This is a genomic window from Streptomyces sp. NBC_01216 (genome assembly GCF_035994945.1).
GTDB lineage: Bacteria > Actinomycetota > Actinomycetes > Streptomycetales > Streptomycetaceae > Streptomyces.
In genome coordinates this window covers 3,810,947-3,831,772 of the sequence record NZ_CP108677.1, presented here as the reverse complement: position 1 = coordinate 3,831,772, position 20,826 = coordinate 3,810,947, and the positions used below count along the sequence as shown (strand labels likewise).

Here is a 20,826-nt window from a genome sequence, read left to right as displayed (position 1 = left end):
GCGGAAATCCCGGGATTCCGGGCCCATAGCCCACCATTCGGCGGTAGGAAGGGCAGGCACCACGTGCACCGCACGTCACAGCAGGACTCGAGCGCTGAGCTGAACAGAGGAGTGCCCCGGTGAGCCAGCAGCCGGAGATGCAGCCGCCACCGGGGCAGCCCGAGGGGCCGGCCCCCCGTGATCTGACCGGAACGCCGTTCCCGCTCGGCGACTGGGGCGAACCCGCGGAACGGCTGGACGAGCTGTACCGCTGGGTCGAGACCCAGGCACTGCGGACGGCCGAGTGGTACCTCTCGGACCGTCTCTGGAAGCGCCGCTGTGCCAGGGCCCTGCGGATCGGAACGGCGCTGGGCGTCATCGTGGGGGCCGCGCTGCCGCTGCTCGACCTGACGGGGGTAGCGGACGGTGCCGCCGGCTGGGGATACCTCTCCCTGCTGCTGGGCGCGGCCTGTCTGGGCTGTGACCGGTACTTCGGCCTGACGTCCGGGTGGATAAGGAACGTGGCCACGGCGCAGGCCGTACAGCGCCGGCTGCAGACCCTCCAGTTCGACTGGGCCGCGGAGAGCGTGCGCGAGGTGCTCGGCCCCACGGAGGGCACCGCGAGCGAGGCCGCCGAGCGGTGCCTGGGCGTGCTGCGGCGGTTCTCCGAGGACGTGACGGAACTGGTGCGGGCGGAGACGGCGGACTGGATGGTCGAGTTCCGTTCCGGCCCGACGCCGCTCGCCCTCCAGTCGGCCGGACCGGCCCTCCCCCGGCCGGAGGCGGGCCCGGCGGCTCCCCGTTTCCCGCTCCCTCCGGGCACCCGCCCGAACATGCCCAGGCAGCGGCCCCCGGAGCCGCGCTGACGCGGGCGGAACGACAGGTGCCGCACTCCGGCGAGGAGTACCGCCCCTCGGTCAGCTGAGGATGATCATCGAGCCCTGTCCGAGGCTCCGGGTGGCCGCCGCGTGCAGGCCCAGCCATACGTGGCGCTCGCGCGCGAACGGACTGTCGTCGCGGGGAACCGTCCCCGCGGGCTCCTCCAGCGAGGTCGGCCGCTCCGGCGGCAACGGCGGGGCGGGCGGGTTGGCCGGGTCGATGCCGATCGCGGGCGCGACGATGTCCAGCTCCCGCAGCAGCCCGTGCGAGGAACCGAGCGGGCCGCCACCCTCCAGCAGCTCGTCGTTGGAAAGCGGAGCCGGGAAGTCCACGGGGACGTACGCGCCGGCGTGGTCGTAGTGCCAGACGAGGTGGGACTGCTGCGCGGTCGCCTCGAACATCTCCAGCAGCTGCTCGTAGTCCCCGCCCAACTCGTCGACGGGTTCGACGGGGAGGCCGCACAGCTGGAGCAGATAGGCGCGCCGCAGGAAGTGCAGGGCGTCGTAGTCGAACCCGGCGACGGGCGCGACGTCGCCGGACAGCCCCGGCATGTAGGCGAACACGGGGACGGTGGGCAGACCGGCCGCGGTCAGGGCCTTGTCGTAGGCGGCGATCTCTTCGGCGAAGGGATTGTCGGGGCTGTGGCACAGCACGTCGACAAGGGGGACCAGCCACAGGTCACAGGCCAAGGGAGGCTCGCTCTCCGTCAGTTGCAGGGACGGCCAGGGTAGTGCGCGGGATACCTGACGCACACCCGGAGGGTGCCTGCCCGTCGGCGCGCCCGGTCAACCCGCGAGCCGTGCCGGGCGGCGCGGCTCGCGGGCCGTGGGCGACGAGGACGCCTGTTCCGGTCGTCACGGAGGCGGCTGTTCCGTCTGTCGTGCGAGGCTCCGGGTCCGGGGCGATCCGCCGTCCCCGGGACGCCCGCGTGTCACGGGGCGAGCCCCTCCAGTCGGTCCGCCCACTCCAGCGAGCGCGCGTTGTACGCGCGGACGACGGCGATCGCCTCCTCCGCGTCACCGAGCGTGACCGCGTCCACCAGTTCCAGGTGCCCGCTCCACAGCCCGCCGAGCACCTCGCGGTCGGAGCGCAGGTAGGGGACGGAGAAGACCCACGCCTGGACCCGCAGCCGGTGCAGGAAGTCCGCGAGGTAGTCGTTGGCGGACACCAGGCGTCCCAACTCGCGCCAGTAGCGGATGTCGTAGCCGATCAGGACGTCGAGGTCGCCGGCCCGGGCGGCACGTACCGCCGCCTCGCCGCGGCGTCGGACGGAGACGAGGGCGACCCCGCGGCCCACGTCGGGAGTGGCGGGCGCGGGCGCGGACGGGTAGCGGCGGAAGAGGCCGTCCACGACGAGCATCCGGGCCTCGACCATCCCCCGGTAGTCGTCCACCGAGAACTGGTGCACGCGGAAGCCGCGGTGCTGGTCGGAGTCGAGAAGCCCCTGCGCCGAGAGGTCGACGAGCGCCTCGCGCACGGGTGTCGCGGAGACCCCGTACTGCTCGGCGATCTGTTTGACGGTGAATTCCCGGCCCGGCTGGAGACGCCCTGCGAGCACCTCGTCACGGAGCGCGTCCGCGATCTGCTGCCGAAGCGTACTGCGGGTGACCGCTCCGCTCATGGGCATCATGTTCGCCCCCCTCCGTCCGGCTGTCGGACACCCTAGTCCAGGCGGAGGCAGACCCCCGAGGACCCGCGCGGGCCGTTCGTACACCGGTCACCGCCCGGTGCCGGAGCCGGACGGTGACCTGAGCCGACTCCGGACCCGGGTCGGCTCGGGCCCGGCCCCGGCCGGCTAGACGGTGTGCTCGTCGGCCGCGCTCAGTGCCGCGTCGAGGGCGGCGAGGCCCTCCTTCGCCTCCGCCTCGGAGACGTTGCAGGGGGGCACGGCGTGGGTGCGGTTCATGTTGACGAACGGCCACAGGCCGTGCTTCTTGGCCGCCGCGCCGAAGGCCGCCATGGGGGCGTTGGCCTCGCCGGTCGCGTTGTAGGGGACGAGCGGCTCTCGCGTCTCCTTGCTCCTGACGAGGTCGAGGGCCCAGAAAGCGCCCATGCCGCGCACCTCGCCCACCGACGGGTGGCGCTCGGCCAGCTCCCGCAGTCCGGGGCCGAGGACGGTCTCACCGATGTGGGCGGCGTGTTCGACGACCTTCTCGTCCTCCATCACCCGGATCGTGGCGACGGCGGCGGCGCAGGCCAGCGGGTGACCGGAGTAGGTCAGTCCGCCGGGGTACGGGCGCTTGTCGAAGGTCGCGGCGATCTCGGCGCTGATGGCGACGCCGCCGAGGGGCACGTAGCCGGAGTTGACGCCCTTGGCGAAGGTCATCAGGTCGGGCACGACGTCGAAGTGCTCCGCGGCGAACCACGTGCCGGTCCGGCCGAACCCGGCCATGACCTCGTCGAGGACGAAGACGATGCCGTACGTGTCGCAGATCGCGCGCACCCCGGCGAGGTAGCCGGGCGGCGGCGTCATGATCCCGGCGGTCCCGGGGACGGTCTCCAGGATGATCGCGGCGATGGTCCCCGGCCCCTCGAAGGCGATGGTGTCCTCGAGGTGGGCGAGCGCGCGCTCGCACTCCTGCTCCTCGGTCGTCGCGTAGAACGGCGAGCGGTAGAGGAAGGGCGCCCAGAAGCGCACGACGCCGGCCGAGCCGGTGTCGGAGGCCCAGCGGCGCGGGTCGCCGGTGAGGTTGATCGCGGTGGAGGTGGCGCCGTGGTACGACCGGAAGGCGGAGAGCACCTTGTGGCGGCCCGTGTGCAGACGGGCCATCCGGACGGCGTTCTCGACGGCCTCGGCACCGCCGTTGGTGAAGAAGATCTTGTCCAGGTCGCCCGGGGTGCGCTCGGCGATGAGGCGGGCGGCCTCGGAACGCACGTCGATGGCGAAGGCCGGCGCGAAGGTGGTCAGCTTCGCGGCCTGCTCCTGGATGGCGGCGACCACACGGGGGTGCTGGTAGCCGATGTTGGTGTAGACGAGGCCGCTGGTGAAGTCCAGATAGCGGTTTCCGTCGTAGTCCCAGAAGTACGAGCCCTCCGCGCCTGCGACGGCGAGCGGGTCGATCAGGCCCTGGGCGGACCAGGAGTGGAACACGTGCGCGCGGTCGGCGGCCTTCACGGCCGCACCGGCCTCGGGATCGGGAGCGACATGAGGGGTCATGGGTCGAGCGTAGGTAACCGCAGGTGGGGCGAGCCATGACCATCTTGTCCACCGAGACCGGGGACGACCCGACACCTTGCCCCACCCGGTCGTCACGGGACACCGTCCACCCTTCGACATATTGACAGCAAGCTGTCGTTCTGACAGCCTGCTGTCAGCAGCATCTCGTCGACGATTCCGCAGGAGGCCCGCAATGCCCCGCACCGTTCACCTCGCCGTCTACGACACACTCGCCGACTGGGAGACCGGACACACCACCGCCTGGCTCGCCCGCACCGGCCACCGGGTCCGCACGGTCGGCCCGAGCTCCGCGCCCATCACCAGCCTCGGCGGTCTGCGCGTCACGCCGGACCTGGCCCTCGACCGGCTGGACCCGGCCGACAGCGAGCTCCTGATCCTGCCGGGCGCCGATCTCTGGGACACGAGCGACGACCTGGCCCCGTTCGCGGACGCGGCGCGTCGCTTCCTCGACGCGGGCAAGCCCGTCGCCGCCATCTGCGGCGCCACCGCCGGACTGGCCCGTGCGGGACTCCTCGACGACCGAGCCCACACGAGCGCCGTCTCCTTCTACCTCGCCGCCACCGGCTACCAGGGCGGCGCCCGCTACGTCGACACGGACGCGGTCACGGACCGGGGCACCGGCGGCGGCGACCTGATCACGGCGGGACCGACCGAACCCGTCGCGTTCGCCCGGGAGGTCCTGGGGCGGATGGGCGCCTTCGAGGGCGAGCGGCTCGACGCCTGGTACCGCCTCTTCCACGACTCCGACCCGGCGGCGTACGAGAAGCTCCAGGCATCGGACGGAGAGGCCGCCGGGGCCGGGCCGGCCGCGGCGTCGTGAGCCGCGACCAGCAGGACGCGCTGTCCCGCACCGCCCTCGCCGTGTTCCACCTCAACGGCCGTCTCCTCGCGGTCTCGGAGAGACTCGCCGAGCCCGCGGGACTGACCGCGGCCTGGTGGCAGGTGCTCGGAGCCGTCCTCCCCGAGCCGCTGTCCGTCGCGGGGATCGCCCGCGCCATGGGGATCACCCGTCAGAGCGTGCAGCGCGTCGCGGACCTTCTGGTGGCCAGGGAACTCGCCGTCTACGCACCGAACCCCGCGCATCGGCGCGCCAAACTGCTGGCACCGACACCGGAGGGGCGTGCGGCGATCCGCCGGATCGATCCGGGACACGCGGAGCTGGCGAGGCGACTGACGCACACGCTCGGCGGCCAGGAGGCGTTCGACGAGACGGTACGCGCGCTGGAACGGCTCTCCCGGGCTCTCGACGCGATCGACGCGGGGGATACGGCGGACGACGCGACGGCGGACGGCGCGGACGCCTTCCGTACGGGCGCCACGGACGACCGGGCGGCTCCAGCGGGGGACACCTCGGACTCCTGACGTGTCGTCGGCTCTCGCCGGCCGGCCGGCGGGTGCGGACCGGACCGTCCCGGGCGAGGCGGAACACCCGGGTGGGGCGCCGGGCGCACGCGCCGCCCGGCCCCGTGGCGACGGGCCGGTACCGTCGTGGACGCGCCGACGTGTCCTCATGATCCGGGCCCCGGCCGGGCGTCCGCGCGTGCCGCCGCCGGTGCCGCGTCGGGTGGGCCCCTCGGAGCACGGCCGTCAGAGCCGCCCTCAGCAGTACAGGTTCGCTCCGGTCGGCACACCCAGGATCCGGGTGAACTGCTGGTACTTGGTCACCCGGCTCTGCACCTGAGCGGGATTCCGGCCGTCGCACTCCAGCGATCCGTTGATGGAGCGGATCGTCTGGCCGAAGCCGGCACCGTTGACCATGGCGTTGTGGCCGGTCATCGTCCCGGGGCCGCTCTGGGTGTTCCAGTACCAGAGGCCGGTCTTCCAGGCGACGGCGGGCTCGCGCTCGACGCGGTACGGGTTGTTGAGCAGATCGATGCCGAGGGCGTCGCCCGCCGCCTTGTAGTTGAAGTTCCAGGAGAGCTGGATGGGGCCCCGGCCGTAGTAGGCGGCCTGGCCGGCGGGGCAGCCGTAGGGCCGGCTCGTGTCGCAGTAGTGCGGGTAGTTGGCGGTGTTCTGTTCGACGATGTACACCAGACCGCCGGTCTCGTGACTGACGTTGGCGAGGAAGGCGGCGGCCTCCTGCTTCTTGACGGTGTCGCTGCCGGTCTTCGCGAACCCGGGGTAGGCGCCGAGAGCGGCGGTCAGGCCGCTGTATGTGTAGAAGGAGTTCCGGCCCGGGAACATCCGGTTGAACTGGGCCTCGCTGACGACGAAACCGGAGGGGTCCGGATCGGGGTCCGAACCCCCACCGCCCCCGCAGGTGCCCTCGTCTCGCCAGACGTCGGTGGTGCCGGGGCGTTCGTTCTGGGTCCACCACTTCGCGTACCAGTTGCGGCCGTCGTACGAGGCGGTCATGCCGCCCGTGTAGACGCTGGAGGAGTTCCAGGCGGCCACGCACGCGGGCGCCGCTCCGGCGGTCGCGGGGACGATGACGGCCAGTCCGACGGCCGTGCAGAGTGCGGACAGGAGGATGAGCAGGCGTCGCAGCATGCGCGCGTCCTTCCGTGGGGGGAAGGCAAGCGAAGCCGCCTTGGTCTGGACCTGTCAAGGTCTGGACCGAAATCCCTCAGCCGCGAGGCCGTTCGCGGACCGGATACGCGAGGGCGCGCGAACACCGGGCCCACGAGGCAGACGGAGCGGACGGGGCCCGCGGGCGGATGGTCAGTGCCTCAGTACGCGCTCCAGCAGACCGGTCAGCAAGGCCCGCTCCGCCACGGAGAGCGGCTCCATCAACTCCTCCTGGGCGGCTTCGAGCACCGCGTCGAGACGCCGGAGCCGCGCATGGCCGCGGGCGGTCAGCGTGATGACGTTGCGGCGGCGGTCACCGGGGTCGGGGGCGCGCTCGACAAGCCCGCGCTCGGCGAGTTCGTTGATGACGGCGACGAGGTCGCTGCGGTAGATGCCGGTCCGGCGACTCAGCCCGGCCTGGCTGGTCGGGCCGAACTCGTCGAGCGAGACGAGCACGGTGTAGTGCCATTTCCGGGCATCCTCCTCGGCGAGACTCGCGCTGACCAGGCGATCCGCCCGCGCGGCGGTCAGCGCGAGCAGGCGGCTGGGCATGCCACGCAGCCGGGCCGGAGTCAGCCGTTCATCCGGCTCGGCGCCCTGGCTTGCATCGGTGGCCCCGGGCGTCGCCGCCATCGGCGCCATGCCCGACGCGCCCGACGACTCGGCCCAGCCGGCGCCGTCGGGCACCTCGCCCCTGTCGGACACCTCGCCCCGCCGGGCCGAAGCCGCTCCCCCGGGGTCGCCTCCACGTTCTGTGCTCATGCCGCGCAGATTACCCGTTGCGTTAGTGGTCCGAACGATGTAACTTCGTTAGCGTCATAAACGTTAGCTCAACGAACGTTAGAGGAGTGAACGCCATGCCCACGATCGACGTCCTCGACTCGTCGATGTACTACGAGGAGAGGGGGCCCGCAGCGACGGACGGCAACACTCCGCTCGTCTTCCTGCACGGCAACCCCACCTCCTCGCACCTCTGGCGCAATGTCCTGCCGGCGATCGGCGGCGGACGGCGCCTCCTCGCTCCCGACCTGATCGGGATGGGACGCTCCGGGAAGCCCGACATCTCCTACGACTACGCCGACCAGGCGCGATACCTCGACGCCTGGATCCAGGCGATGAACCTTCGGGAGGTCGTACTCGTCGGGATCGACTGGGGCGGGTCGCTCGCCTTCGACTGGGCCGCCCGGCATCCGGGACGGGTGCGGGGGGTGGCGTTCATGGAGACGATCCTGCGAGCGATGTCCTGGGCCGAGTTTCCGGAGAAGGCGCGGGACCGCTTCCGGGCGTTCCGGACTCCCGGGGTGGGGGAGGAGCTCGTCCTGGAGCGGAACCTCTTCATCGAGGACTCGTTCCGGCAGACCGTCCTGTCCGGACCGGCCGAGGAAGACCTCCGTGTCTACCGGGCGCCGTATCCGACGCCCGCGTCCCGCCGGCCGATGCTGGAGTGGCCGCGCGCCATGCCGCTGGACGGCGAGCCGGCCGGGGTCGTCGCCCGTATCGGGAAGTACGGCGACTGGCTGGCCGCCAGCCCGGAAGTACCCAAGCTGCTGCTGACCTTCGACGGTTCGCCGACCCTGATGATCGACCCGGCCATGGCGGCCTGGTGCGCGGAGAACATATCCGCCCTGGAGACGCGCCACTGCGGGCCCGCGGCCCATCAGGCACCCGAGGACCGGCCGGAGGTGATCGCGGCCGCGATCACCGCCTGGGCGGACCGCCACTCCCTGGGACGCGCCCGGTGACCGCGACCGGCTCGACCGCGGCGACCGACGCGACGGGCTACCCGTACCGGACCAGCCCGGAGCCGGCTCAGATCAACAGGACCAGACGGCCGGGGCGGTGCCCCGCCTCCACACGTCGGTGTGCCTCGGCGGCACCCTCCAGGGGCATCACATCGGCCACCCGGGTGATCAGCTCCCGCTTCGCCACCTTCTCCAGGATCTCCTTCAGCCGCGCCCCGTCGGGGGTCCCGTGCACCGCGAGCACGGAGATGCCGCGTTCGGCGACCGGCATCCGCTCCTGCGTGGCCGAGACGAACACACCGCCGTCCTTGAGGACCGGCAGCAGCGGATCGCCGATCAGCGCCGCGTCGAAGACGCCGTCCACCTGGTGCGGGGCGTAGCCGAGGACCCCGGTGATCACGTCCTCCGGTGCGCCGCGCCGCACGGTGCGTTCGGCGCCGAGCACCCCCACCTCGTGTTCGTCACCGTCGTTGGCGACGGCGACCACGCGGTATCCGGCGGCCACCGCGTGCTGGACGGCGAACCGGCCGACCACGCCGCTCGCCCCCGTCACGAGCACGACCGACCCCGCGGGCAGCCGGAGCTTGTCGACGGCCTGCTGAGCGGTCAGCGCGGACAGCGGCACGGAGGCCGCCGTGGTGAAGTCCACGTCGTCCGGTACCGGGGCCAGCCACGCCGGGTCGACCTGGACGACCTCCGCGTAGGTCCCTTGCCCCGTGCCCTCCTCGAACCACGGCACGAATCCGGCGACCCGCGTTCCCGCCTCCAGCCCCGGCGCAGGGTCCAGGAGCCTGCCCGCGAAGTCGGAACCGACCACGAAGGGCGGCGTGAGGTCGCCGAGGCGGCCGGCGGCCTGTCCCGAGCGGATCCTCAGGTCGGACTGGTTCACGGCCGCTGCCTTCAGCCGTACCCTGACTCGTCCCGGTACCTCACCGGCCTCGGGCTCGGGCCGGCGGCTCAGTCTCAGGACCTCGGGGCCGCCGTAGGCGGTCACTTCGACGACACGCATGCGGTTCCTTCCTACGGCCCCCCGCGTCGCCATTACACCCATGGTCAAACAACCCCGGCAACCTCTGTCCGGCCACCTGAACGAACAAGGAAATCCAGGTGGCGACCCCACGACACCGGCCTCCCTTTCGCACAGCCGTCCCGAGCGTCACCGTCAAGGAGTGGATAACCGCCGAGCACGTCATCGCCGTGGCCAGTGCGCTCCTCGGTGTGCTCGTGTCGGCCGGGGTCGTGGTCTACGAACGCCTCACGCAGCACGGCCGTCGACTCGGCTACCGCGTGCAGCTCAACACCCCCCCTGCGGGAACGGGACGAGAACGCCGGGGACCTCACCGTGCGGGCCGGCGAGGTCGGCAGCGCCGACGGGTCCACCCTCGTACCGCTCCGGATCGAGAACGACGGCCGGACGCCGGACATCGAGGAGATCGGCCGGTCTCCCTACCCGTACCGGGAGATCGAGTACGCCTACACCTGGGGCCGACCGGCCGCCGACTCGCTCACCGTCGGCTTCCTCGGCTATCTCGTCCGGGGCGCCGGCCAGGACGAGATCCGCGCCCACGGGCATCTTCCCCGCAGGCCCTCAGGGCCTGAGGGCCTGCGGGGAAGGATGAGGACGGACCGTGCGCGTGGGGGTGAGCCGGTACGCGGCGGTCTGGCATCCTCTGTTCCCGTGGAGCCATTGAACGCGGAAGATCCGGTCGGTATCGGCCCGTTCCGCCTGCTCGGCCGGCTGGGTGTCGGCGGGATGGGCCGGGTGTTCCTGGCGCGTTCGGCGGACGGACGGACCGTCGCCGTCAAAGTGGTGCACGCGGAACTCGCCGCGCAGGACGAGTTCCGGCGCCGCTTCACCCGTGAGGTCGCCGCCCTGGAACGGGTCGGCGGCGCGGGTACCGCCCCGGTGCTCGCCTCCGACACCGCCGCCGTCTCGCCCTGGGTCGCGATCGGCTACGTCCCCGGGCCGTCGCTGCGCGCCGTGGTGGCCGCGGACCACGGGCCGCTGCCGCCCTCGACCGTACGGGGGGTGGCAGCCGGGCTGGGCCGGGCGCTCACCCATATCCACGCGGCCGGTCTGGTCCACCGCGATCTGAAACCCTCCAACGTCCTGCTCACCGTCGACGGACCGCGGATCATCGACTTCGGGATCGCCCGCGCCGTCGACACGGTCACCGACGGGGGCCTGACCCGTACCGGGGCCGTGGTCGGCTCCCCTGGTTTCATGTCTCCCGAGCAGGTGCGCGGTGAGAGACTGACACCGGCCTCCGACCTCTTCTGCCTCGGCTCGGTCCTCGCCTACGCGGCGACCGGCCGTTCGCCGTTCGGTACGGCGGACAGCGGCGTCCACGCCACCATGTTCCGCATCGCCCATGACGAGCCCGACCTGACCGGCCTCGCACCCGAGCTGGTCGGGCTGGTGCGGGCCTGCCTCGCCAAGAACCCGGCCGACCGGCCCACGGCCACCGAGCTGGCCGAGACCGTCGAGCTCGCCGGCCCGTGGCTCCCGGCGGACCTGCTCGCCCTCCTGGAGGCGCACGCCGCGGAGGTCCTGGAGGCGCAGGCGCGGGCGGTGGCGTCCGGGGCGACCGGAGGCGGGAGCGCGTGCGACACCACCCCCGTTCCTTCCGCGAGGCCGTCCGGACGGTGGCGCCGGACCGGGCTGGTCGCCACCGCCGTCGTGCTCGCCGTCGCCGCGGGACTCGCCTACGCCTTCCGGCCGGACCCCTCGGCCGGGACCGGCGAGCTGAAGAACCGTGACCGCGGCGGCGGCCTCTCCGCCCACCCGGGGGGCATCGTGCCGCCCGCGTTCCTCGGTTCCTGGGAGGGCGTGGTGCGCGGCTCCGCCGAACATCCCCGGGAGACCGCCCGCTTCGACATCGCCCAGGGGGCGGTGGGTGCGAAGAACGTCGGCTACGTCCAGGTCACCGAGGAGCGGCTGTGCATGGGCCACTCACGGCTGGTCTCCGCCGACGAGGACGCGTTGATCCTCGGGGAGTCCGACGTGACCACCGGCGTGCCGGCGCGACGCTGCACCCCGGCGGCCCACCAGAGCCTGACACTGCGCTCGCCCGACGTCCTGGTGTGGACCTCGGGTGCCGCGCGGGCCACGTTCCGCCGGGTGCGCTCGGGCGCCGACATCGTCCCGGCCGGTTTCCTGGGCGTCTGGAAGTCCCGTCAGGATCCGCTGGTCTACGGCGACAACGCGGACCGCTACGGGGACGAGGTGACCGTCTCCCAGGGCCCGGTCGGCGCCCCCCTGGTCCGCGTCCGCCACAGTTTTCCCCGCCTCGACGACCAGGGTGGTCTCACGCCCGACACGGTCACGTGCACCACCACCGCGCTCCTCGGCGGCGCGGGTGGTCTGCTGGTCACCGGCCCGCAGACCCGCGACTCCGACGACTGGGACCCCGAGTGCGGCGAGGCCCCGTCCCAGTACCTGAGGCTCGACCGCTCGCAGGGCGAGGAGCGGCTGCTGATGTCACCGATGACCGACAGCGACGCCGCCCCGTTCCACCGCTCGTAGCGGCGCCGGACCACCGCCGGGCGGGCCCCACCGCCGGGGCGGGGCGGCTCCGGCCGCTCCCTGCCGGCGGCCGCGGGACGCGCCGAGGCCCGCCCCGTGATCCGGGGCGGGCCTCGGCGCGTGTGCGGCGCGGTCCCGTGTGCCGTGCCTTCGGCACGGCGTACGAGGTCGCGTACCGCCTACAGGAAGGAGTTGATCTCGATGGTCTCGGTCCGGCCGGGGCCGACACCGATCGCGGAGATCGGGGCGCCCGACATCTCCTCCAGGGCCTTCACGTACGCCTGCGCGTTCTTCGGCAGGTCGGCGAAGGTCTTCGCCTTGGTGATGTCCTCGGACCAGCCCGGCAGCATCTCGTAGACGGGCTTCGCGTGGTGGAAGTCGGTCTGCGAGTAGGGCAGCTCCTCGACGCGCTTGCCGTCGATCTCGTAGGCGACGCAGACCGGGATCTGTTCCCAGCCGGTGAGCACGTCGAGCTTGGTGAGGAAGAAGTCGGTCAGGCCGTTGACGCGGGTCGCGTAGCGGGCGATGACCGCGTCGAACCATCCGCAGCGGCGGTCGCGGCCGGTGGTGACGCCACGCTCGCCGCCGATGCGGCGCAGCGCCTCGCCGTCCTCGTCGAACAGCTCCGTCGGGAACGGGCCGGCGCCGACGCGGGTCGTGTACGCCTTGAGGATGCCGATGACCCGGCTGATCTTCGTCGGGCCCACGCCGGCACCGGTGCAGGCGCCGCCCGCGGTCGGGTTCGAGGAGGTGACGAAGGGGTAGGTGCCGTGGTCGACGTCGAGCAGGGTGCCCTGGCCGCCCTCGAAGAGCACGACCTTGTCCTCGTCCAGCGCCTGGTTGAGGATGAGGGTGGTGTCGGCCACGAAGGGCTTGATCTGCTCCGCGTACTGGAGCATCTCCTCGACGATCTGCGCGGCTTCGATGGCGCGGCGGTTGTAGAGCTTGGCGAGGAGTTGGTTCTTGCCCTCCAGCGCCGCCTCGACCTTCTGGGAGAGGATCGACTCGTCGTAGAGGTCCTGGACCCGGATGCCGACGCGGTTGATCTTGTCCGCGTAGGTCGGGCCGATGCCCCGGCCGGTGGTGCCGATCTTGCGCTTCCCGAGGAAGCGTTCCGTCACCTTGTCGAGCGTCACGTTGTACGGCGTGATGAGATGCGCGTTACCGCTGATAAGGAGCTTGGACGTGTCCACGCCACGCTCGTTCAGCCCGCTCAGCTCGGAGAGCAGGACCGCCGGGTCGACGACGACACCGTTTCCGATCACCGGGGTACACCCCGGGGAGAGGATTCCGGAAGGGAGAAGGTGCAGTGCGTACTTCTGGTCGCCGACGACGACCGTGTGGCCGGCGTTGTTGCCACCCTGGTATCGCACCACATAATCAACGGATCCACCGAGGAGGTCGGTGGCCTTTCCCTTGCCCTCGTCACCCCACTGAGCACCGAGCAGCACAAGTGCGGGCACAGGCGTACACCCCTTCCGGGCGGGGCATGTCCAAGGTCAGGGGGCCGAAGCCGCCTCACCGGTGTGCCCCGGAATAGACGAAGCCCCTGGCGCAATAGCGCAAGGGGCTCTTGCACAAAGATGCTACCCGAGGAAGGACCGAGGTGTCGGCTCACGACCAGCTGCTGGTGGTCATCGACCCGGTCGCCCGCCGGAATGACGGCGAGTCCGTACGGATCGCGAAAGATGTGTTGTGTGCGGGAGCAGAGGCGAAGATCTGCCTCCCGAGCAGCCCGGAGGAGTTCTCCCGGGCGCTGGCCAGGCGAGGGGCGCGCCGCCCCGTGGTGATAGGCGACGACCGTGCACTGCTACGCACGGTGACGCTGCTGCACCGGGAGCGTGAGCTCTCCGGGGGCGCGCTCTCGCTGGTACCGGTCGGTCCGCCGGGTTCTCTCGGGGTGACGCGGGCGCTCGGCGTGCCACAGAACGCGGTGTCGGCGGCCCGCGCGGTGCTCGACGGCACCGTCCGCCGCCTCGATCTGCTCGTCGACGACAGTGACGGGGTCGTCCTGGGCGATCTGAGCATCCCGGCGACGCGGGCCACGGCGGCCTCCCCCGTGCCGCCCTCGGTCTGGGACACCTGCCGTTCCCTGGTCCGTACGCTCGTCCGGCCGGCCCCGGGGCAGGTCGCGGTCCGCACCCACCGGCTGCGGGTGGAGGCGGACGGCGTCCTGCTCAGCGATGTGAACGAGCCGGTGGAGGGTGTGACGGTCCGCTCGCTGGCCGGCGCGGCCGAGGTCACGGTCCACCCCCCGGCCGCCCCGCCCCTCCAGACGACCGCGGGCGTCCTCACGGTCTCGGGCCCGGACTTCCGCTACCGCGCGGACAGCGTGGTGTCGGGCCCGGTGCGGCGCCGGACATGGACGGTACGACCGCAGGCATGGGGGCTGACCCTGCCGAGGGCCCCGGAGACGCACCGCTGAGGACCGCCGCGGGGGACGACGGCGGGGACGGGCGGCGGGCTCCGCCGGCTTCCGGGCCGCCGCGGTGAGGGGCCCTCCCCACACGGCCCCGCGGCACCGGGCAACCGCCGGTGGGGCGGGCGCCGCCCCCTACGAGGTGGCGCGTCCCTCCCGCCGGGCGCGCCAGCGGTCCATCATCCCGAGCATCTCCTCCTGCAGGAAGGCGAAGAACTCCGCCGTCTCGGCGGTCCGGGCGCCCGCCGCCGTGTCCGGTCCGAGCGTCTCGGCGCCGTCGCGCAGCACCTTCTCCCAGCGGGTCAGGACCTGGTCCCGCCGTGTGAAGGTCTCGTACCAGAGCTCGTTGTGCAGGACGTAGCGCTCGCGCCGGGTCCCCGGGTCGCGCTCCCGGCTGACCATGCTGACCTGGGAGAGGTAGCGGATGGCGCCGGAGACGGCAGCCGGGCTGATCCGGAGCTGCTCGGCGAGCTGAGCCGACGTCAGGGAGGCCGATTCGGAGGCGAGGAGCGCCGCGAAGACCCGCGCGGCCATCCGTTGCATGCCGGCTTCGGTCAGTTCGGCGGCGAAGCGCTCCACGAAGCGGGAGACCGCCTCGTCGTTGGTCGTCGTCATGGCACCTACTTTATGCGCTTCCTCATCTTCACAAGTTTCTGAAATTAGCGTACGTTCGGAGTCATGACGAAGGCAATCACCGTGGCCGGACTACACAAGTCGTTCGGCCGGACCCACGCGCTGGACGGCCTCGACCTCGCCGTCGAGACGGGCGAGGTCCACGGATTCCTCGGGCCCAACGGCGCCGGGAAGTCCACCGCGCTGCGTGTCCTCCTGGGCCTGCTGCGCGCTGACTCGGGCAGCTGCCGGGTCCTCGGCCGGGACCCCTGGCGCGACGCCGTCGCGCTGCACCGCCGCATCGCCTACGTCCCCGGTGACGTGACGCTCTGGCGCAACCTCTCCGGCGGCGAGGTCATCGATCTGCACGGCAGGCTGCGCGGCGGGCTGGACAAGGCCCGTCGGGCCGAACTGACCGAACGGTTCGAGCTCGACCCGACGAAGAAGGGCCGGACGTACTCCAAGGGAAACCGCCAGAAGGTCGCCCTGGTCGCCGCGTTCGCCTCCGACGTCGACCTGCTGGTCCTCGACGAGCCCACCAGCGGCCTCGACCCGCTGATGGAGGAGGTCTTCCAGCGCTGCGTCGCCGAGGAACGCGACCGGGGACGGACCGTGCTGCTGTCGTCGCACCTCCTCAGCGAGGTCGAGAGCCTCTGCGACCGGGTCAGCATCATCCGCGGAGGACGTACGGTGGAGAGCGGCTCCCTGGCGGATCTGCGCCATCTGACCCGGACGAGCGTCACGGCCGAACTCGCCGGAACACCCGACGGACTCGCCCACCTGCCCGGCGTCCACGACCTCGACGTCCGCGGGCACCGGGTCCGGCTCCGGGTCGACACCGACAAGCTGGACGCCGTACTGCGTTCCCTGACCGAGACCGGGGTGCGGTCACTCACCAGCACCCCGCCCACCCTGGAGGAACTCTTCCTCCGGCACTACGCCGACGACGCCACCGCGGTGAGCGCGCGATGAGCGCCTTCACGGTCCCGCTCACCGGTACCGGCACCCTGGCCCGGCTCGCCCTGCGCCGGGACCGGTTGACCACGCCGCTGTGGGTCCTCGTGGTCGGCGGTCTGGTGGCCGCCGGGGCGAGTTCGCTGGAGGGCCTCTACGGCAGCGCGGCCCAGCGCTCCGAACTGGCCGCGTCGATGAACGCCAACCGTTCGATGCGCTCGCTCTACGGACCGGTCTTCGACGACTCCGTCGGCGGGCTCGTCGCCTGGCGGTTCAGCACCCTCGCCGCCGTACTCGCCGCCGTGATGAGCCTGGTCATCGTCATCCGGCACACCCGGGAGGAGGAGGAGACGGGCCGCCAGGAAATGCTCTCCGCGGGGATGGTGGGGCGGCGGGCCCCGCTGACCGCGGCGCTGCTGGCAGCGCTGGCCGCCAACACGGCCGTCGCGCTTCTCATCACCGCCGCCCTGGCCGGCCAGGGCGCGGGCGGGGCACTCGCGCTCGGCCTCGCGGTCGGCGCGACCGGCATGCTCTTCGCCACCACGGCGGCGATCGTCGCCCAGCTGACCGAGAGCGCCCGGCTCGCCAAGGGCGCCACGGCGGCCGTCCTGGGGCTCGCCTTCGTCCTGCGGGCGGCGGGGGACACAGGCACGGCCGACGGCGGGTCCCTGCTGACCTGGCTGTCCCCGGTCGGCTGGAGCGAGAACGTCCGCGCCTTCGCCGGGGAACGCTGGTGGGTCCTCGCGCTGGCCGGCGGCGCCACGGTCGTCCAGGCGGCCCTGGCGTACGGGCTGGCCGAGCGGCGCGACCTCGGCATGAGCTTCCTGCCGGCCCGGCCGGGCCCGGCGGTGGGACGGCTCGGTACCGCGGGCGCACTGGCCTGGCGGCTCCAGCGCGGCTCCGTCCTCGGCTGGTCCCTCGGGTTCCTGGTCGGCGGGCTCGTCTTCGGCGGGATGGCGGAGGGTGCCGCCGACCTCGTCGGGGACAACGAACGGGCCCGGGAGATATTCGAACGGATGGGCGGGCAGAGTGCGCTGACGGACGCGTTCCTGGCCACGATCGTCGGACTCTTCGGAATGATCGCGGCGCTGTACGCGGTGGGCTCGGTCCTGCGCCTGCACGCGGAGGAGACCTCCGGGCGGGGCGAACCGGTTCTCGCCAACGCGGTGGGGCGACTGCGGTGGGCCGCCGGACACCTGGTGATCGCCTTCGGCGGGTCGGTCTGGATCATGCTGCTCGCCGGAGTCGGCCTCCGCCTCTCCTACGGGAGGGACCTCGGCCCGGTCCTGGGCGCGTCGCTCGCCCAGCTCCCGGCGGTCTGGACCCTCGCGGGCCTTGCGGTCCTGCTGTGGGGCGCCGCCCCGAAGGCGGCGGGCGCGGCCTGGGGAGCGGCCGGACTGGCGCTGCTGCTGGGCTGGGTCGGACCGGCCCTGGACCTGCCCCGGAGCGTGCTGGAACTGTCGCCCTTCGGTCACCTGCCGAAGCTGCCGGGCCCGGAGACGGACTGGGCCCCCCTCCTGGTCCTCACCGTCCTCGCGGCGGCGCTGACGGCGGCGGGTCTCGCGAGCCTGCGCCGCCGGGACCTGTCCGGCTGACCCGGGCCCGGAAGACCCGGACCCGGAAGGCTCCCCGTCAGGTCACCCGCGGTCCCGCACAGCGATGTTCGTCCCGGCCGAGGTGGGTGTCGCCCTCGGCCGGGACCTCGGCGCGAGCACCCCTCACGGCCACGGCCGCGGCTGGGCGGGAGGAGAGGACGAGCAGCGGGTGCTCCGTCGCCGCCCCGCCGTCGCCGCTACAGCGCGACCCGCAGTTCCTCGACGCCCCGAATGACGTATCCCGGCTTCCAGCGCGGCTCCGCGGCGAGCCGCAGCCGCGGCGCCTTGCGCAGGAGTTCAGCGAAGACGGCCGTCAGTTCCAGCCGTGCCAGCGGAGCTCCCAGGCAGTAGTGGATACCGGCACCGAAGGTGATGTGCGGGTTGTCGGCGCGGGCCAGGTCCAGGACGTCGGCGGCCGGACCGAAGCGGGCCGGGTCGCGGTTGGCCGAGCCGAAGAGGAGAGCGACCTCGGAGCCCCTCGGGATGACCTGGCCGCCGACCTCGATGTCGTCGAGGACCCAGCGCTCGAACATCTGGAGCGGAGTGTCGTACCGGAGGACCTCCTCCACGGCCGTGGGCAGCAGTCGCTCCGGCTCCGCGCGCAGCCGTGCCAGCTGCTCCGGGTGTCGCAGCAGCGTCCACCAGCCGTTGGCCGTGGTGTTGACCGTCGCCTCGTGGCCCGCGTTGAGCAGCAGCACACAGGTGGAGATCATCTCCTGCTCGGTGAGTTCCGCCACCCCGACCAGGGCGGAGATCAGGTCATCGCCCGGCTTCGCGCGACGCCGCTCGATCAGCTCGCGCAGGTACCCGGAGAACTCGATCGAGGCGTTCACCGCGCGGCGGGCCGTCTCCTTCGACGGGTTCAGCTCGAACATCCCGCAGATGTCCGCCGACCAGGGTCGCAGGCGCCCCCGCTCCTCGTCCTCCTCCGGGACGCCCAGCATCTCCGCGATCACCGCGACCGGCAGGGGCTCCGCCACCTCCGCGAGGAGATCGCCACCGCCCCGCTCCACCAAGCCGTCGACCAGGCCCGCGGCCAGGCCGCGCACCGTCGGCACCAGCCGCTCCACGGTCCGCGGGGTGAACGCCTTCGAGACGAGCCGCCGGATCCGCGTGTGGTCCGGCGCCTCCAGGTCGAGCAAGCCGTGGTCGTTCAGGGTGTGGAAGGGCTCGTGCGCCGCCGGAGGCGCCTGGCGGCCGAACTCCTCGTGGGTGAAGCGATGCAGATAGGTGCGGCCGAGCCGCCGGTCGCGCAGCAGCGCGGACACGTCCTCGTAGTGCGGGATCAGCCATTGCCGGGTCGGCGCGTACCAGTGCGCGCGGCCCCCGGCGCGCAGCGCGGCGTACGCGGGGTAGGGGTCGGCGACGAAGTCCGGGGACTCGGGGGCGAAGAGGTTCTCGGGTGCGGCGTTCATGAGCGGACGCTACCCGCCCACCCGGACCAGCCCCGCCTCGTACGCGAAGACCGCCGCCTGCGTCCGGTCCCGCAGGCCCAGCTTCACCAGGACCCGGCTCACGTGCGTCTTGATCGTCGACTCGGCCACCACCAGCCGGTCGGCGATCTCCGCGTTGGACAGCCCCTGGGCGATCAGCACGAGCACCTCCGTCTCCCGCTCGGTCAGGTCGCCGACCTGTGCCGCGGTGGGCTCGCGCGGCGTCTCCGCCGCCCTGGCGAACTCGGTGATCAGCCGCTTGGTCACGGTCGGCGCCAGCAACGCCTCGCCGGCCGCCACCACCCGGACTCCCTCGGCCAGCTGGCGTGCGGAGGCGTCCTTCAACAGGAATCCGGAAGCCCCGGCGCGCAGCGCCTGGTAGACGTACTCGTCGAGGTCGAAGGTCGTCAGGACCAGCACCTTGGCGTCGGCGTCCGCCGCGACGATCTCCCGCGTGGCCTCGATGCCGTTCACTTCGGGCATCCGGATGTCCATCAGGACCACGTCCGGACGCAACGCCGCGACCTGCGCGATCGCCTCGCGCCCGTTGACCGCCTCGCCGACGACCTCGATGTCCGGCATCGCGCCGAGCAGGACCGAGAAGCCCTCACGGACCATCATCTGGTCGTCGACGATGAGTACCCTCACGGTCATTCCGCCGACTCCGTCCGCGCCACCGGGATGAACACCGTCACCGCGTAGCCACCGTCCCCGGTCTCCTCGGCGGTCATCTCTCCGTTCAGCATGCCCACCCGTTCCCGCATGCCGGTGATCCCGTGGCCCGCGCCGGGGGAAGGCTTCACCAGCCCGCGCGCCGGACCGTTGACGACCCGCAGGCCCAGCCCACCCAGCACGTGGCCGACCTCGACCTTCGCCTCCGCGCCGGGCGCGTGCCGCAGCACGTTGCTCAACGCCTCCTGGACGATCCGGTACGCGGAGAGCTCGACGCCCTGCGGCAGTTCGCGCACCGCGCCGGTCACCGTCTTCGCCACGTCGAGCCCGGCCTCCCGGACGTTGGCCACCAGCCCGTCCAGGTCGGCGAGGGTGGGCTGGGGGGCGTCGGGAGCCTCGTAGCCCTCCGCCCGCACGACGCCGAGCACGCGCCGCAGCTCGGTCAGGGCCGCCACCGCGTTCTCGCGGATGGTGACGAATGCCTGCTCCAGCTCCGGCGGCGGGTTCTCGACCCGGTAGGGAGCGGCCTCCGCCTGGATGGCGACCACCGACATGTGGTGGGCGACGACATCGTGGAGTTCGCGGGCGATGGTGGTCCGTTCCTCGAGCAGGGTACGGCGGGAACGCTCGACGGCGGTCACCGACTGCTGGGCCGTGACCTCCCGCGCGGCCTGGCGGCGGACCTGGAGGACGGTCACCACGAGCAGCGAGAGCGCGGCGCAGAACAGCAGCGGGGCCGCGTCGCCGCGGCCCCCGGACTGGAGGAAGACCCCGGTGAGAACCGCGTAGCCGCCGGTCAGCAACCACATCCAAAAGGCGGCGCGGGGCCGGGTCCGGGCGGCGACCACGGTCAGGACGACGAGGTGCGCGGCGAAGGAGTTCGGCGCCCAGAGCAGTCCGCCGCCGAGATCGCCGAGGATACCGAGGAAGGGGGTGGAGGCCAGTGAGGCCCAGAAGGCGAGCACCGGGCGCACGAGGGTGAGCAGCACGATCAGCGCGGGCCCGGACGAGTAGAGCGCCAGGACCGGAGGAGCGGCGCCCTCCGCCTCCGCTGCGCCGATCAGGAAGACGAGGAAGGCGCAGGCCGCGACCACCACGTGCGGGGTCCAGCCGAGACGGTCCCGCATCCGCCGCGGCAGGCGGCGGGTGAACGGCCCGTCGGTCGCCATCGCGGGCAGCGGCCGGTAGGCGAACGCGTCGTGGAAGAGGTCCTGGCGCAGCCCGGAGAGCGCGCCCTGGGCCAGGCGGAGTTCGGGGCTGAGGCCCTGCTCGGAGGTCTGGGTCACGTACGCCACGGTACGGGGGCGGGGCGGACCGGTCGTCCCCATG

19 protein-coding genes are annotated in these 20,826 nt (G+C 72.5%); 8 read left to right on the top strand and 11 right to left on the bottom strand.

Features of this window, described 5'->3' with window-relative positions:
- The first annotated feature begins 137 nt into the window (after nt 1-137).
- Nucleotides 138-845 (top strand): SLATT domain-containing protein, encoded by a 708-nt coding sequence (locus tag OG393_RS16905; protein ID WP_327378458.1) that lies wholly within the window; start codon nt 138-140, stop codon nt 843-845.
- 51 nt (nt 846-896) lie between these two features.
- On the opposite strand, the gene OG393_RS16900 is transcribed toward OG393_RS16905, so the two are convergent.
- The 3 genes from OG393_RS16900 to OG393_RS16890 all read right to left on the bottom strand — a co-directional run bounded on the left by OG393_RS16900 (nt 897) and on the right by OG393_RS16890 (nt 4,015).
- Nucleotides 897-1,547 (bottom strand): hypothetical protein, encoded by a 651-nt coding sequence (locus OG393_RS16900; RefSeq protein WP_327378457.1) that lies wholly within the window; start codon nt 1,545-1,547, stop codon nt 897-899.
- A 242-nt stretch (nt 1,548-1,789) separates the two neighbouring features.
- Nucleotides 1,790-2,485 carry a GntR family transcriptional regulator gene (locus OG393_RS16895; protein ID WP_327378456.1) on the bottom strand — a complete coding sequence of 232 codons (696 nt, stop codon included), beginning with the start codon at nt 2,483-2,485 and terminating at the stop codon, nt 1,790-1,792.
- 168 nt (nt 2,486-2,653) lie between these two features.
- On the bottom strand, nt 2,654-4,015 hold the full coding sequence (locus OG393_RS16890; RefSeq protein WP_327375481.1) for an aspartate aminotransferase family protein: 1,362 nt from the start codon (nt 4,013-4,015) through the stop codon (nt 2,654-2,656).
- Nucleotides 4,016-4,208: 193 nt separating this feature from the next.
- Between OG393_RS16890 and OG393_RS16885 the strand changes: the two genes are divergently transcribed.
- Together OG393_RS16885 and OG393_RS16880 are read left to right on the top strand one after the other, a co-directional pair.
- Nucleotides 4,209-4,856, top strand: a complete 648-nt coding sequence (locus OG393_RS16885; protein WP_327375480.1) for a DJ-1/PfpI family protein — start codon at nt 4,209-4,211, stop codon at nt 4,854-4,856.
- Nucleotides 4,853-5,398, top strand: coding sequence for a MarR family winged helix-turn-helix transcriptional regulator (locus OG393_RS16880; RefSeq protein WP_327375479.1), 546 nt, complete (start codon nt 4,853-4,855; stop codon nt 5,396-5,398). Before OG393_RS16885 ends, OG393_RS16880 begins: the two co-directional genes overlap by 4 nt.
- A 237-nt stretch (nt 5,399-5,635) precedes the next feature.
- On the opposite strand, the gene OG393_RS16875 is transcribed toward OG393_RS16880, so the two are convergent.
- Together OG393_RS16875 and OG393_RS16870 are read right to left on the bottom strand one after the other, a co-directional pair.
- On the bottom strand, nt 5,636-6,526 hold the full coding sequence (locus tag OG393_RS16875; RefSeq protein ID WP_327375478.1) for a glycoside hydrolase family 19 protein: 891 nt from the start codon (nt 6,524-6,526) through the stop codon (nt 5,636-5,638).
- Between the two features lie 171 nt (nt 6,527-6,697).
- Nucleotides 6,698-7,306 (bottom strand): MarR family winged helix-turn-helix transcriptional regulator, encoded by a 609-nt coding sequence (locus OG393_RS16870; protein ID WP_442817320.1) that lies wholly within the window; start codon nt 7,304-7,306, stop codon nt 6,698-6,700.
- 95 nt (nt 7,307-7,401) lie between these two features.
- Here OG393_RS16870 and OG393_RS16865 point away from each other — a divergent pair, with 95 nt between their 5' ends.
- Nucleotides 7,402-8,286, top strand: a complete 885-nt coding sequence (locus tag OG393_RS16865; RefSeq protein ID WP_327375477.1) for a haloalkane dehalogenase — start codon at nt 7,402-7,404, stop codon at nt 8,284-8,286.
- 67 nt (nt 8,287-8,353) lie between these two features.
- Here OG393_RS16865 and OG393_RS16860 read toward each other — a convergent pair whose 3' ends face one another.
- Nucleotides 8,354-9,295, bottom strand: a complete 942-nt coding sequence (locus OG393_RS16860; protein ID WP_327375476.1) for an NADP-dependent oxidoreductase — start codon at nt 9,293-9,295, stop codon at nt 8,354-8,356.
- A 669-nt stretch (nt 9,296-9,964) separates the two neighbouring features.
- Here OG393_RS16860 and OG393_RS16855 point away from each other — a divergent pair.
- Nucleotides 9,965-11,812 (top strand): serine/threonine-protein kinase, encoded by a 1,848-nt coding sequence (locus OG393_RS16855; RefSeq protein WP_442817422.1) that lies wholly within the window; start codon nt 9,965-9,967, stop codon nt 11,810-11,812.
- Between the two features lie 179 nt (nt 11,813-11,991).
- Here the strand turns inward: OG393_RS16855 and OG393_RS16850 are convergent, their stop codons facing one another.
- Nucleotides 11,992-13,275 carry an adenylosuccinate synthase gene (locus OG393_RS16850; protein ID WP_327375474.1) on the bottom strand — a complete coding sequence of 428 codons (1,284 nt, stop codon included), beginning with the start codon at nt 13,273-13,275 and terminating at the stop codon, nt 11,992-11,994.
- A gap of 143 nt (nt 13,276-13,418) precedes the next feature.
- On the opposite strand from OG393_RS16850, the gene OG393_RS16845 reads away from it, so the two are divergent.
- Nucleotides 13,419-14,237: a diacylglycerol kinase gene (locus tag OG393_RS16845; protein ID WP_327375473.1), complete on the top strand. Its 819-nt coding sequence runs from the start codon at nt 13,419-13,421 to the stop codon at nt 14,235-14,237.
- Nucleotides 14,238-14,366: 129 nt separating this feature from the next.
- On the opposite strand, the gene OG393_RS16840 is transcribed toward OG393_RS16845, so the two are convergent.
- Nucleotides 14,367-14,846 carry a GbsR/MarR family transcriptional regulator gene (locus OG393_RS16840; protein ID WP_327375472.1) on the bottom strand — a complete coding sequence of 160 codons (480 nt, stop codon included), beginning with the start codon at nt 14,844-14,846 and terminating at the stop codon, nt 14,367-14,369.
- Nucleotides 14,847-14,909: 63 nt separating this feature from the next.
- Between OG393_RS16840 and OG393_RS16835 the strand changes: the two genes are divergently transcribed.
- On the top strand, nt 14,910-15,815 hold the full coding sequence (locus OG393_RS16835) for an ABC transporter ATP-binding protein (RefSeq protein ID WP_327375471.1): 906 nt from the start codon (nt 14,910-14,912) through the stop codon (nt 15,813-15,815).
- The gene (locus OG393_RS16830) at nt 15,812-17,392 is read left to right on the top strand and encodes an ABC transporter permease (protein ID WP_327375470.1); all 1,581 of its coding nucleotides are present in this window, start codon (nt 15,812-15,814) and stop codon (nt 17,390-17,392) included. The genes OG393_RS16835 and OG393_RS16830 overlap by 4 nt, the downstream gene beginning before the upstream one ends.
- Nucleotides 17,393-17,589: 197 nt before the next feature.
- Here the strand turns inward: OG393_RS16830 and OG393_RS16825 are convergent, their stop codons facing one another.
- The 3 genes from OG393_RS16825 to OG393_RS16815 are packed head-to-tail and all read right to left on the bottom strand — an operon-like array spanning nt 17,590 to nt 20,825.
- A complete protein-coding gene (locus tag OG393_RS16825) occupies nt 17,590-18,807 on the bottom strand; it encodes a cytochrome P450 (protein ID WP_327375469.1) in 1,218 nt (405 codons plus the stop codon).
- A gap of 9 nt (nt 18,808-18,816) precedes the next feature.
- Nucleotides 18,817-19,479 carry a response regulator transcription factor gene (locus tag OG393_RS16820; protein WP_327375468.1) on the bottom strand — a complete coding sequence of 221 codons (663 nt, stop codon included), beginning with the start codon at nt 19,477-19,479 and terminating at the stop codon, nt 18,817-18,819.
- A complete protein-coding gene (locus tag OG393_RS16815; RefSeq protein ID WP_442817319.1) occupies nt 19,476-20,825 on the bottom strand; it encodes a sensor histidine kinase in 1,350 nt (449 codons plus the stop codon). The genes OG393_RS16820 and OG393_RS16815 overlap by 4 nt, the downstream gene beginning before the upstream one ends.
- Nucleotide 20,826: the final 1 nt, after the last annotated feature.

Bases quoted from the DNA above. Each gene is read 5' to 3' on its own strand.
- OG393_RS16860 (WP_327375476.1), bottom strand. From the start codon at position 9,295: ATGCGTGTCGTCGAAGTGACCGCCTACGGCGGCCCCGAGGTCCTGAGA.
- OG393_RS16885 (WP_327375480.1), top strand. From the start codon at position 4,209: ATGCCCCGCACCGTTCACCTCGCCGTCTACGACACACTCGCCGACTGG.
- OG393_RS16840 (WP_327375472.1), bottom strand. From the start codon at position 14,846: ATGACGACGACCAACGACGAGGCGGTCTCCCGCTTCGTGGAGCGCTTC.
- OG393_RS16895 (WP_327378456.1), bottom strand. From the start codon at position 2,485: ATGCCCATGAGCGGAGCGGTCACCCGCAGTACGCTTCGGCAGCAGATC.
- OG393_RS16815 (WP_442817319.1), bottom strand. From the start codon at position 20,825: ATGGGGACGACCGGTCCGCCCCGCCCCCGTACCGTGGCGTACGTGACC.
- OG393_RS16865 (WP_327375477.1), top strand. From the start codon at position 7,402: ATGCCCACGATCGACGTCCTCGACTCGTCGATGTACTACGAGGAGAGG.
- OG393_RS16830 (WP_327375470.1), top strand. From the start codon at position 15,812: ATGAGCGCCTTCACGGTCCCGCTCACCGGTACCGGCACCCTGGCCCGG.
- OG393_RS16825 (WP_327375469.1), bottom strand. From the start codon at position 18,807: ATGAACGCCGCACCCGAGAACCTCTTCGCCCCCGAGTCCCCGGACTTC.
- OG393_RS16905 (WP_327378458.1), top strand. From the start codon at position 138: ATGCAGCCGCCACCGGGGCAGCCCGAGGGGCCGGCCCCCCGTGATCTG.
- OG393_RS16890 (WP_327375481.1), bottom strand. From the start codon at position 4,015: ATGACCCCTCATGTCGCTCCCGATCCCGAGGCCGGTGCGGCCGTGAAG.
- OG393_RS16875 (WP_327375478.1), bottom strand. From the start codon at position 6,526: ATGCTGCGACGCCTGCTCATCCTCCTGTCCGCACTCTGCACGGCCGTC.
- OG393_RS16835 (WP_327375471.1), top strand. From the start codon at position 14,910: ATGACGAAGGCAATCACCGTGGCCGGACTACACAAGTCGTTCGGCCGG.
- OG393_RS16820 (WP_327375468.1), bottom strand. From the start codon at position 19,479: ATGACCGTGAGGGTACTCATCGTCGACGACCAGATGATGGTCCGTGAG.
- OG393_RS16870 (WP_442817320.1), bottom strand. From the start codon at position 7,306: ATGAGCACAGAACGTGGAGGCGACCCCGGGGGAGCGGCTTCGGCCCGG.